Below are 12,201 nucleotides of genomic sequence, written 5' to 3'. Positions count from 1 at the left end.
GATTACCTCAGTGGCAGGCGAACAGCACCGTCGAGGCGGATCACTGTTCCGTTTAAATAAGCGTTGCGCGCAATGTCGGCAGCAAGGTGGGCGTATTCTTCGGGTTGGCCCAAACGATGCGGGAACGGGATGTTTTCGACGATCCCGGCAACTGTTTCGGGTGGCAATTCTTCCATCATTGGCGTTTCAAATAGCCCCGGCGCAATCGTCATGACGCGCACGCCCAGCTTCGCGAACTCACGCGCAGCGGGCAGGGTCATCGAGGCAATCGCCCCCTTTGAGGCGGCATAAGCCGCTTGCCCGATTTGCCCGTCCTCATATGCGGCAGAGGCCGTGTTGATGATCACTCCGCGCTCGCCCGTGTCTAGCGGTGGTAGGTCCATCATCGCTTGCGCGGCGTAGGTCATGACGTTGTACGTTCCAAAGAGATTCACTTCGAGCACATGACGAAAGAGCGGCGTAGACACCTTCCCTTCGCGCCCGACGATGCGCGCGGCGACACCGATGCCAGCGCAGTTCACCACGATACGCGGCGCTTGCCCGAAGCGCGCCATCGCAGAGGTGACCCCCGCGGCAACAGCGTTCTCTTCGGTGATATCGCATTGCTGGGAATAACCGCCAATGTCTGCAGCAACTTGTGCCGCGCGTGCGCCATCGCGGTCTAAAATAGCAACGTCCGCGCCAAGTTCAGCCAAATGGCGCGCAGTGGCTTCGCCAAGCCCGCTCGCGCCGCCTGAAACAAGGGCAACCTGTCCATCAATGTCCATTCTCAAAGGGTTCCTTGTGGGGGCTAGATTGGAAGCAACATCAGCGTGATGATCGGAAAGGCAACGAGCAGAACAACGCGCACCAAGTCAGAGCCAACGAAATACATGACCGCTTTGTAGGTCTCGACCATCGGCGTTTTGCGATCCATCGCGTTGATCACAAATAGGTTCATCCCAACGGGTGGTGTGATCAGGCCCACTTCGACAACGATCAAAACGAGGATGCCGAACCAGATCGCTGTGCGCTCAATGTTCACGCGATTTAGCGCGCCCTCGGACACACCACGCAGCTTGATCTCGCGGGTCAATTCGCGGGTAAGTTCTTGCCCACTGGCGAGCATCGTTTGCGCCTCTGCCAAGGCAGCCGCGGGGATTTCCTTGCCCGCCGCAATCATCGCATCAAGACGCGCGGATTGCAGATCGACCATGCTCACGAGGTTAAAATCAAGCTCTTGTACGATAGGCCAGAAGATCGGGATGGTCAGCAAGATCATCGACAGGCTGTCCATGAGGCAGCCAAGCAACAGGTAAAACACCAGAATGATTATGAGTACTGTCCATGGACTGAACCCACTCGCGCCGACCCATGCTGCCGCCTCTTGCGGGAGTTGCGTGAGCGCGAGGAAACCGTTGTAGAAGGCCGCACCGAGCACGATGAAGAAGATCATCGCAGTTGAGCGTGCCGTGACGAAGAAGCTTTCAGACAGGGTGGCGCGGGTAAGCCCGCCACCCAAAAACGCAATGAGACCTGTGCCGAATGCGCCCACGGCAGCGCCTTCGGTCGGGGTGAACCAGCCTTGGTAGATGCCACCAACAACCGCCGCAAAAACCAGCAAAACGGGCCAAACCGCGATAAGCGCTTTGAAACGTTCGCTGTAGGGCACACGCGGGCGGGTTCCAGCGGAATCCGGGTGCAAGCGCACATAGATAGAGATGGTGAGCATATATCCCATCGCGGCAAGGATGCCGGGAATAAATGCAGCAAGGAATAGTTTCGCGATGTTCTGCTCTGTCAGAATCGCGTAGATCACCAGCACGATAGAGGGGGGGATCAAGATGCCAAGCGTTCCGCCCGCAGCCAAAGTCGCTGTCGAAAATCCACCCGAATAGCCGTAGCGGCGCAGCTCTGGCAAAGCGACGCGGCTCATCGTAGCTGCGGTCGCAAGCGATGACCCACAGATCGCACCAAAGCCCGCACAAGCGCCAACCGCCGCCATCGCAACCCCGCCTTTGCGGTGTCCCAGAAAGCTTTCGGCGGCTTTGAACAACGCTTGGCTCATCCCGCCAAGGGTCGCGAAATGGCCCATCAGCAGGAACATCGGAATGATTGAGAGCGAATAACTAGAGAAGGTCGTAAAGGTTTCAGATTTGAGGCGCGCGAACGCAAGTGTGGTGTCACCGGAAACGATAGTCAGACCCACAAGACCGCCCAAGAACATCGCCAAACCGATAGGAACCCGCAGAAAAATTAGGATCAAAAGCGCGGGAAACGACAGCAGCCCGATTGTAATATCGCTCAATGCTCCGCCTCCAGATCGAGCGGCAAAAGCGTCTGACCCGTTGCCATTTCAATCACGCGCATGCAGGCCACATAGACCGCGACGATGGCTGAAGCCACAGCTGCAATTAAGCTCAGCGCATAAGGCCACCAAACCGGAAATTCGAGGATAAAGGTTGTTTGTCCTGTGCGCAGTTTGCTCAGCATACCTTGGGACAATTCATAAGCGATCAGAACGATCACTAGTGCAAAAATGACCTCGATCACTGTGCGCAGCAGCACATTCGCGCGCGCCGGCAGTTGAGAGGTGAAAATATCGACAGAGGCGTGCGCCCCTTTGAGTTGGCACAGCGGTAAAAAAGCAAAAATGACAAAAGCCATGCCCGCTTCAACAAGCTCGAACGCACCATTGATCGAACCGACCCCCGTTGACAAAAGGCTCGAGGCAAGACCCGGCAGGTTCGTTTGCATGAAATCACTATGCAAGATCGAACTGATCGAACGCCCCAAGATCGATAGGCATGTTTGCACAATCAAAATCGACAAGATGATGCCGCCCAGAATTGCAAACAAGCGCGCGACGCGATCCATAAACTGATACATTGCCGCCCTCCCCGACAGGCAAAAATGTGCCGCAGCCGTTGACCCGCTACGGCACTATTCTAAGCGTAATGGATTACATTTTACCCATAGCACCGGCACATTCGCCACTCATCAGACCCCTTGCCTGATCAATCAGAGCCTGACCATCAAGGCCTTTGCCCTTCATGTCCGCAACCCACGTGTCATAGAGCGGATTCACCAGCGCTTGCCACTCGGATGTGTCGGACACCGTGATAATGTTATTACCCATCTCAACCGCGATTTCGCGCGCAGGGCCGTCCGCGTCAGACTGTGTGCCACCCGCGAAAACGGAGAAGTTCATGCCAGAATTGTCATCGACAATCTGCTGAAGATCCGCTGACATGCCGTTGAACACACCCTCATTCATCGCCAAAACGAACGTGAGGTTGTAAAGCGCAGGGCCTTCAAACTCTGTATGGTTCTCAACGAGCTCAGGCACTTTCAGCGCGGCTGTGACTTCCCAAGGAATGGTTGTGCCATCAATCACGCCTTTGGACAGGCCCTCAGAAACTGCAGGAACCGGCATACCAACAGGTGTTGCACCTGCAAGCGTCAAAAGCTGGTTCACAAGACGCGAACCGCCGCGAATTTTCATGCCCTCAAGATCAGCAGGCGTTTCAACAGGATCCGCCGTGTGGAACATGCCGGGGCCATGAACCCATGTGCCAAGGATTTTGACACCTTTGAATTCTTTGTCTTCCATATGCTCTTCGAACATCGTCCAATACGCGCAAGAGGCCGCGCGTGCATCTTCAACCATGAACGGCAACTCGAAAACTTCGGTCGTTGGGAAACGGCCCGGCGTGTAGCCAACCACTGTCCAAACAACATCCGCGACACCATCAATTGCTTGGTCCAGCAATTCCGGTGGCGTGCCGCCTAGCTGCATAGACGGGAAGCGATCCACTTTGATACGCCCTTCAGACGCTGCTTCGATCTTATCCGCCCAAACGTCCAAGACCAGCTTTGGAACATTTGCTTGCGCAGGCAAGAACTGGTGCAATTTCAGCGTCACTTCTTGCGCCATTGCGCCAGACGCCATGATTGCCGTTGCAGCCACACCGCCGAGCAATCCTTTGAAAAATTTCGATGTCATTTGAGTTCCTCCCTAGAACCGCGCCGGGTGACATTGCACCCTAAACTCTCAAGTAAGTTCATTTGATTTTCGCGCTCACATTTAAAGTAAGCACACTTAGTAAATAAATGTATGGCACAGCTTTTTGGCTCGGTCATCTTTTTTCTTCAAAACCTTGCCCTTTCTAGAATGTGAACTATGCGATGGCTTGCCAAACTCGTAAGTATGCATATGGTCTATGCATGTCAGAAATCTATTCCATGCCAGGCCACTTGATCAGACGCCTTCAACAGATTTCATCGTCGATCTTTGCACAGCATATGAAAGCGTTTGGAACGGATCTAACCTCGCCTCAATACGCCGCTTTGGTAATGATCCACGATCACCCCAAGATCGATCAAGCAAGGCTGGCTGGTGCGATAGCCTTTGATCGCGCAACGATTGGCGGCGTCGTAGACCGCCTTGTAAGTAAAGGTTTCGTCGAGCGGACAACAAACCCCAAAGACCGGCGCGCCCGCGTTCTTTTGCTAACGGCTGAGGGCAACGAAGTTCTCGAAAAGCTCAAACCCGTCGTTGAAAAGTGCCAAGCCTCGATCCTGCCAAGCCTGAGTGAGCAAGAGCAAAAAGAATTTATCCATCTCGCGTCCAAAGTCGCAACCGCTGAAAATAATAACTCCCGTGCGCCGTTGAATATGCTCAAGGGCAACGGCGCGCAGGAGAATTAAGCTTTAATACGTGCTGGTCAACAAGCGGATCAAACGATCTCAAGATCGTTCGCGAGTTGATTGATCGTCACGTAAATTATCATCACTGCCGATGAATGTGTAAATAATTAATGAGAGCATGCAGAGCTCGCCAAACAAAACAGCGTCAAATGTATTGTGTGCGCCTATAGAACGCGTAACAATCTTTGGCATGACGAACGATACGCTCTCCAAAATGCCAAGCCCTTTTCAGTTCACACCACCGAAAAATGGACCCTTCAGGTTCATCGCTGTTGATGTCGAGACTGCCGCATATGACGTAGCCAGCATATGTCAGATTGGCCTCGCTTTTGTGCGCTTTGATGGCGCGATCGAGACGTATAGCACCTATATTGATCCCTGCGTGCGCTTCGCTGAGGGCAACACACGGCTCCACGGGATAGACGCTGCGACCGTAAGACACGCACCGACATTTTTGGAAGCTTTGCCAGAGCTGCGCTCTTTTATGGAAGCGCACCCACTTGTCCAGCACAGCCGCTTTGATGAAAAGGCATTTGATGCTGCCTGCCGACATGTCGGAATGCCAATTTTGAAATCGATTTGGACCGATAGTGTTTCCGTCGCACGCAAAGCATGGCCGGAGTTTCGCGGCAACGGCGGGCACGGGTTGGCTAACCTGAAACACGAACTTGGCTTACACTTTCGACACCACGATGCAGGAGAAGATGCGCGTGCCGCGGCTGAAGTCGTCCTGAAGGCCGAGACGGTTTTAGGAGCAGAGATCACTATGCTAAATGCTACGCGACAATTGGTCTTCGACTTTTAGCGCACAGACTTAGCGACATCATGGCTCGAAAATGCCGGTCGGTTGGTCATCCAGACTGACAAGGTTTTTCTTCTTCCAGAACTCTTTTACTTTTTGCGGACCCATTTCATCGTACCAAGGTTCAAGGTCTGTTTCACCTCGACTGCGCACCACCGACATCTCTGGAACGCCACTTCCGCAGGACGTCGTGACGAGGTCAACATCAAGGACAAAGATGTTGCGCGCGCCAGCAAAGTCGGGGAACAGCGCGTAAAGATCATGCCATTCAGCATCGCGCGGATGAACCACGCGCGCCTGACCATATGTGCGCAGGATCAGGTGATCGCCCTTAAAGGCGCAAAACATCAACGTCATGCGCGGGTCTTGCATCATATGTGCCGCAGTTTCATTGCCGCTGCCTGTCAAGCTGAGCCAGACGATCTTTTGGTCAGAGAGAATGCGAAGGGAATCCAGTCCTTTCGGAGACACGTTAACACGCCCTTCAGGTCCTGCTGTGGCAACGAAAAACATAGTCTGTTCTTGGATGAACGTGCGAAAACTCTGGGTCAGTTTATGCGTCTTGATACCCATTACATCCGCCCCCCTTTTGTCATGCAGTCATCAATCACTTCGTAAGACAAGTTGTTGCCTAACCCCGAAAAATCCCCCTCGCCAAACATGCTGGTTGATAAGGTGTGTAAGGCTGTGTTTGCAGCCGTTGCCATCGCCATTCCCAGTGAGATTCGTGCGGCACCTGCGTCCGCGAATTGCTTCAAAGAGATGTGTTCAACAGAGCTTATACCAACATTTACAGGGATCGCGACGCTGCTGCAGACCTTTTTGACGTTCTCTATGTTGTTCAGATAGGGAACATAAACGCAATCTGCCCCAGCTGTTTCAAATGCTTGAATGCGTCGGATCGATTCATCGATGTCGTATAGGCCATGCATAAACCCATCCGCGCGCGCGACGAGCACAAAGTCGCGTGGCAAAGCCCTCGCCGCAGCACTGGCTGCTTGAATGCGCTCGACCGCTAGGTCAAACGCGTATGGGCGCGTATCAGGCAGCGACATGTCCTCTATCGAAATGCCCGCCAAACCAATTTCAGCAGATAACTTAACAGTTTCTTCCAGAACGTCCGGGGTGTCCCCAAAACCGTTTTCAAAATCGCCGGACACGGGCAGCGACGTGGCCGATACAATAGCCTCAGCGTGCGCGAGCGCCTCGTCCCTTGTGACTGTCCCAAGGTCAGAGCGACCCAATGAAAAAGCATGCGCACCAGAGGAGGTCGCGAGCGCTTTAGCGCCAAGACCTGCAAACAAACGGGCCGTGCCTATGTCCCAGGCATTCGCCAAGATAAACGGATTTCCGCGCGCATGAATATCTCGAAATGAATGTGCCATTCGGGGAATCCTTAACTTGATGGGTTGAACGTTACTGACCCTTAGCACGGCCATGCTGACATGTGTGTGTCAGCAGGCTTCAATGGTGTTATAATAATCAGATCAAAGAATAGGATGAGATTGATAGCGCGTTCAGTACGGATGTTTGAAATAATCCAGTTGCTGCGCAACTCAGACCAGCCCCGTACAGCACAAAGCATCGCAGAGAATTTGGATGTCACCAAACGCACCGTTTATCGCGACATTGCTTCACTTCAAGCGCTTCGGGTTCCTATAGAAGGCGAAGCTGGCGTCGGTTACGTCATGCGATCCGGGTTTGATCTGCCGCCAATCAATTTTGATGTGGACGAGGCGGAAGCAATCACAGTTGGCTTGGCAATGATCACGAGAACGGGTGACAAGGGACTTAAACGAGCAGCGCGCAGTGCTGCGCAAAAACTGGCAGATGCGACACCGCTGAGCAGCACTTTATTCGCCTCAAGCTGGGGAGCGGACGAGCCTAAATCCATCGACTTATCAGACGTGCGCAAAGCAATACGCGAAGAGCATAAATTGCAAATCGCCTATCAAAATGCACAAGGGATTCAGAGCTCGCGAACGATCATGCCGATTGCCATTGCGTATCACTCAGAAGCCATCGTCCTCGCTGGGTGGTGTGAGCTCAAAAACAGTTTCCGACATTTCAGGCCAGATCGTATTTCATTCTACAGCATTTTGCCTGACACATTCTTGGGTTCTGACGATCGCCTGCGCCAAGAATGGATCAAAAGTTATTCAGAGTGGCTGTGAACTGAGATGCGCCTTCGCAAACGCAATGGAAAAAACGGGAACTGTCTAACGTCGGATACGGGTGGTCGTTTTGCCCCTAGAACTGCGGGCTGCTTGCAACTCGTCAGACTGCTGATCACGACCAGCGATCGTTTCGATCCGATCCAAAAGCGCATAGTTGCAAGCTTGACCACTTGGTCTATCTACAAACAGCGCAAACCTTTTGACGCCGCCTAATTCTGTACGGCTTCAAAGTGTTTCGTCGCGTGCTCACTGTTCCCCAACAAGCGCTCTTGTCAAGCAGCCAACTACTTAGTCCAAACCGCAGAAACCTTTTCACGCACAAGTCGCCGATGATCCGTTTCCAAACTGATCCAGATTTCCAAGCAAGATTCGAGCTTTTGAAATTACAAAGGTAAACGATTGTGCAAGCACCATTGATTTCCTCATGTAATCACGGACATAACACACCCCGGAACAGACCTGCTGTTTAACAATTTTGTGGAGTTCGACCAGCTGACAAACAACATGAAACGCACTTCATTCTAGTAAACACTCGTCGAAAGTCAATTTTTAAGTAATTAAGAAAAAGTGTAAATGGCGGACCGAGGAGGATTCGAACCCCCGACCCCCTGATTCGTAGTCAGGTACTCTATCCAGCTGAGCTATCGGTCCGTTAAGCGCTGATTAGACGAGGCACGAAACTGTTGCAAGCGTAAAACGCAGCAATCTCAACGCTTTCTTTAAACAGCGACATCCCCCTTCGGTAAACGTATTTCAAAGGTGGTTCCTGCCTCTGTCGAGCGCATCAATTCAAGCACGCCGCCGTGCCCTCTGATAAGCTCTGCCGCAATCGCAAGGCCGAGCCCTGTCCCACCTTTTCGAGCGCCCCCCTGGAATGGGGTGAACAAATGTTCCAGCGCCTTTTTAGGCAACCCCGGACCTGTGTCATGTACACAGATCACCCAATCGTCGTCGTTCTCTTGGGCGCATACGGATATTTCACCTGCTTTTCCTGTCGCGATAATCGCTTGGCGGGCATTACGCACAAGATTGGAAATCACGCGGTAGAGCTGCTCAGGGTCCGCGCGTACGGACAAACCGATGGGAACATCCTCTGCAAAACTCAAATCATGCTCACCCACAGCGAGCCGCTCGGACGCGATCACGTCGTTTACAATCTCACTGAGCGCAAATCGCGTCAAACGCGGCGCAGGCTCTTCTGCTTTTCCAAAAGCCAGCGTTGTCTCACAAAGGTTCACCGCGCGCGTGATCGAATTCACCAATTTCGGTGCCATGCGCTGAACGACAGGGTCTTCGCTCATCTCGATACGGTCGGTAAATAACTGTGCGGAGGTCAAGATATTGCGCAAATCATGGCTCACGCGCGCGACTGCGCCGCCCAGTTGCGCAAGGCGCTCTTTCTGTTTGAGCGCTTGTGTGAGTTCAACCTGCATAGATTGCAAAGCATCTTCCGCTTCGCGCAGCTCTGTGACGCCAGACGACGGTTCAATGATCTGACGCGCATCTTCGGGTGCGGCGGCATAGCGCTGCATGTGGTCCACGACACCGCGAATTGGGCGCACCAGCAAAAAGCGCACCGCAAGGAACAACAAGCTCGCGGTGAAAATCGAAATGACCGCAGAAAGAGCCAAAATGCGCAGGCCATAATCCAGCATTGCAGCACGCAGACCTTCGGTCGGCATTGTGACCTCGATCAGCAATCCTGCTTCTCGCACAGGCGCGCCGATAATGCGGATCACTTCTGGCTCACTTTTCAGGAGCCGCGTAACGGCATCCTTGATCAATAACATTGCAGGCGGGTCACGTAGATCAAACGTGCCATCTATCGGACGCGGCATGGGTGACGACAGCACCAACTGGCGCACAGCATCGCGCCGCAACACGACGTTAAAAACCTCGGCATTGAGCAAAAGCTCTTCCTCAAGGTCTGCATCAATCATATCATCCGCCAAAAGCGCAAGCGAGGCAATCTGTGCGCGCTCCAAGCGCGACAATAGAAAATCTTCGCGAAACCGTGCAACTGACGGGAAAAAGATCAGCATCTCCGCCAACATCACAAACACAGTGGTCAGGATCAAAAAGCGACCTGAAAGCGAATTCAACATGCGCGCACGCGTCCTTTTATGCTTGTCCAGATCTTCATCTTTCCAAGTAAACTTCCCGCGGAGCGTCCCGCAGGTTCAACACATGCGCGCACATGATCATGGCAACCAGCGCTGCACAAGGCGCACCACTTTTTTGACCGTATCATTCTCAAACAAGCGCGGCGTGAAATAAGCCCCTGCGGCACGCTTGTTTATCTCGAAGACCGACGGATAAGGGGCAACCATCGCGGAAATCTGGCTCATCTTCAGCTTGTTCGCAATTGCAAGCGACCACATGCCAATCAGCTCACCTGCATGTGGCCCAGCAATAGAAACCCCGACAGGACGACCTTTCACAACCATCACTTTGATCAACCCGTATGCCTTGCGTTCTGCAATCAGTCTGTCGTTGTGATGAATGTCAAAACGCACCACTTCCAGCTTGTCGCCATGCTCTTTCTTGGCCTGCGCTTCGGTCAAACCGACCTGCGACAATTCAGGATCCGTGTAGGTCGCCCAAGGGATATGCTTCGTGCTTTGCTTTGCAGGCAAACCAAAGAGCGCAGAGCGAATGATCACCCCTGCCTGATAACCAGCGACGTGCGTAAACTGCAAACCACCTGCGACATCGCCAATCGCATAGACCTTTTTATTCGTCGTTTTCATGCTGTCATCAACAACAATACCTGTGCGGTGCGTCTCGATCCCCGCCGCTTCAAGGTTCAGCTTGTCCATATTAGACTTGCGCCCGACAGCCATCAAAAGATGCGAGCCCTTGAAAACCCGACCATCTTTCGCATGCACTTCAATCGCGCCTGCTTTGCCTTTGATCTCGCCCGCGAGCGCATCTTCTTCGATGACAAGCCCCTCAGCGCGCAGCTTATCGAGCACAATCGCAGCCATTTCAGGATCGTCTTTGCCCAGCGCTTTTGCACCTTCAATGACAGTCACCTTGGACCCCATACGCAAATGCGCTTGCGCCATTTCCATACCAATTGGGCCGCCACCGATGATTAACAAATGCTCTGGCTGTTCACGCAGCTCGAACAATGTCTCGTTCGTTTCATAAGGAACAGTATCGAGACCCGGAATGGGCGGTACAAAAGGCGAAGAGCCTGTAGAGATAACCACACGACGCGCTTTGATGCGGTAATCGCCGGCTTCGACTTCGGTTGGCGACACAAAGCGTCCGTATTCACGGATCACCTTAACGCTCAAACCTTCGAACCGCTCTTGGCTGTCCAACGGTTCAATCTGCGCAATCACACCAGCAACATGATCCTTCGCGGCGGCATAATCCACACTCGGCACAACATTGGCGACGCCATATTGGGATGCGTGCGCTTGCCCGTAGGCAGCCTTGCCCGAGGCAATCAGCGCTTTTGAGGGTACGCAACCGAAGTTCAGGCAATCGCCGCCCATTTTATGACCCTCAAGCAAGACCACAGTCGCGCCCATCTGCACCGCACCTGCTGCGACGGACAATCCGCCAGAACCACCGCCAATGACCAGAATGTCTGTTTTGATCGTTTCCATGTTCAAATGTCCTTTTTGCCGGTCACGGCTTTAACAAGAATGGGCAAGAGCGATAGCGCGCTTAGGCCAAGGATAGGCAGCAGAATGTGCGGCTCGAATATAATGCCAAGGTTCGGCGTTTCACCCGCCGCGAAAACCTCACCAAGACCCGCGCCAACAGATGTGAACACCAGCGTGCCGGGAATAATTCCGAGAAACGTTGAGATCATATAGCGGTGCAAAGGCACTTCCAAAAACGCAGGGATTAGGTTCGCAATGAAAAATGGGACCGCAGGCACAAGACGGATGATGAACAACATCGACCATTGGTTTTCGTCGATACCATCTTTGATCTTCTTCACAGGGCCTTTACTGCTTTCTAGTTTTGCGCCCAGTTTCTCACCAAAACCATACCGCGCCGCGAGGAAAATCAGTGTCGCCCCGACCGTGGCGCCAGTCACGTTAAAGAGCGTACCAAACACCGTGCCGAACAAGAAACCACCTGTCAGCGTTGCAATCGTCGCTCCCGGCAGGGAAAAGCCAACAATCGCGACGTAAATCGCTAAAAAGCCAATTACAGCAATAAGATAGTTACTGTCTCGAAACGCGATCAACGCCTCGCGGTTGTCGCGCAGCGCATCAAAACTAAGGTAATCTTTCAGCGTAAATGCACCAATGACAGCGACCACAAGGATTACCAGCATTGGAAGAAATCTGGCAAATCCAGATTTGGTTTCGGGGGTGTTTGTCATATCGTTTATCATTCTCTTTCGGATCAAATCTGTTGTTCTTGGTTGAATGCAACATGCTGATTTGATCTAGGTTGCGGTAGCCCTATCACGCGCGCTTGATCACGAGTGACAGTTGCCGTGATCAAAGCTGGACTTTCGCATCAAACTGTAACATGCGCTTCGGTAAGAACAGGCCAAATGTT

12 protein-coding genes and 1 tRNA gene are annotated in these 12,201 nt (G+C 52.9%); 3 read left to right on the top strand and 10 right to left on the bottom strand.

What is annotated here, in order from left to right; all coding sequences use genetic code 11:
• Positions 1-2 precede the first annotated feature (2 nt).
• From PFRI_RS05205 to PFRI_RS05190, 4 genes are all read right to left on the bottom strand, one after another.
• Positions 3-767 carry an SDR family NAD(P)-dependent oxidoreductase gene (locus tag PFRI_RS05205; protein ID WP_072629672.1) on the bottom strand — a complete coding sequence of 255 codons (765 nt, stop codon included), beginning with the start codon at positions 765-767 and terminating at the stop codon, positions 3-5.
• A 23-nt stretch (positions 768-790) separates the two neighbouring features.
• A complete protein-coding gene (locus PFRI_RS05200; RefSeq protein ID WP_072629671.1) occupies positions 791-2,287 on the bottom strand; it encodes a TRAP transporter large permease in 1,497 nt (498 codons plus the stop codon).
• On the bottom strand, positions 2,284-2,868 hold the full coding sequence (locus PFRI_RS05195; RefSeq protein ID WP_072629670.1) for a TRAP transporter small permease: 585 nt from the start codon (positions 2,866-2,868) through the stop codon (positions 2,284-2,286). Before PFRI_RS05195 ends, PFRI_RS05200 begins: the two co-directional genes overlap by 4 nt.
• A gap of 73 nt (positions 2,869-2,941) precedes the next feature.
• Positions 2,942-3,985: a TRAP transporter substrate-binding protein gene (locus tag PFRI_RS05190; protein ID WP_072629669.1), complete on the bottom strand. Its 1,044-nt coding sequence runs from the start codon at positions 3,983-3,985 to the stop codon at positions 2,942-2,944.
• Positions 3,986-4,206: 221 nt separating this feature from the next.
• Between PFRI_RS05190 and PFRI_RS05185 the strand changes: the two genes are divergently transcribed.
• Positions 4,207-4,689: a MarR family winged helix-turn-helix transcriptional regulator gene (locus PFRI_RS05185; protein WP_072629668.1), complete on the top strand. Its 483-nt coding sequence runs from the start codon at positions 4,207-4,209 to the stop codon at positions 4,687-4,689.
• 190 nt (positions 4,690-4,879) lie between these two features.
• On the top strand, positions 4,880-5,494 hold the full coding sequence (locus PFRI_RS05180) for a 3'-5' exonuclease (RefSeq protein ID WP_072629693.1): 615 nt from the start codon (positions 4,880-4,882) through the stop codon (positions 5,492-5,494).
• Between the two features lie 18 nt (positions 5,495-5,512).
• On the opposite strand, the gene PFRI_RS05175 is transcribed toward PFRI_RS05180, so the two are convergent.
• Positions 5,513-6,064, bottom strand: a complete 552-nt coding sequence (locus PFRI_RS05175) for a pyridoxamine 5'-phosphate oxidase family protein (RefSeq protein WP_072629667.1) — start codon at positions 6,062-6,064, stop codon at positions 5,513-5,515.
• The gene (locus PFRI_RS05170) at positions 6,064-6,876 is read right to left on the bottom strand and encodes an isocitrate lyase/PEP mutase family protein (RefSeq protein WP_072629666.1); all 813 of its coding nucleotides are present in this window, start codon (positions 6,874-6,876) and stop codon (positions 6,064-6,066) included. Before PFRI_RS05170 ends, PFRI_RS05175 begins: the two co-directional genes overlap by 1 nt.
• A 141-nt stretch (positions 6,877-7,017) precedes the next feature.
• On the opposite strand from PFRI_RS05170, the gene PFRI_RS05165 reads away from it, so the two are divergent.
• Positions 7,018-7,665 (top strand): helix-turn-helix transcriptional regulator, encoded by a 648-nt coding sequence (locus tag PFRI_RS05165; protein WP_245812270.1) that lies wholly within the window; start codon positions 7,018-7,020, stop codon positions 7,663-7,665.
• Between the two features lie 577 nt (positions 7,666-8,242).
• On the opposite strand, the gene PFRI_RS05155 is transcribed toward PFRI_RS05165, so the two are convergent.
• The 4 genes from PFRI_RS05155 to PFRI_RS05140 all read right to left on the bottom strand — a co-directional run bounded on the left by PFRI_RS05155 (position 8,243) and on the right by PFRI_RS05140 (position 12,019).
• Positions 8,243-8,319, bottom strand: a tRNA-Arg gene (locus PFRI_RS05155).
• Between the two features lie 68 nt (positions 8,320-8,387).
• Positions 8,388-9,773, bottom strand: a complete 1,386-nt coding sequence (locus PFRI_RS05150; protein WP_072629664.1) for a sensor histidine kinase — start codon at positions 9,771-9,773, stop codon at positions 8,388-8,390.
• Positions 9,774-9,869: 96 nt separating this feature from the next.
• A complete protein-coding gene (locus PFRI_RS05145) occupies positions 9,870-11,288 on the bottom strand; it encodes a dihydrolipoyl dehydrogenase family protein (protein ID WP_072629663.1) in 1,419 nt (472 codons plus the stop codon).
• 2 nt (positions 11,289-11,290) lie between these two features.
• Entirely contained in the window at positions 11,291-12,019 is a 729-nt protein-coding gene (locus PFRI_RS05140; RefSeq protein ID WP_245812269.1) for a TVP38/TMEM64 family protein, read from the bottom strand.
• Positions 12,020-12,201: the final 182 nt, after the last annotated feature.

It is taken from the genome of Planktotalea frisia (genome assembly GCF_001890925.1).
Taxonomy (GTDB): domain Bacteria; phylum Pseudomonadota; class Alphaproteobacteria; order Rhodobacterales; family Rhodobacteraceae; genus Planktotalea; species Planktotalea frisia.
This window is presented reverse-complemented; position numbering and strand designations above follow the sequence as displayed.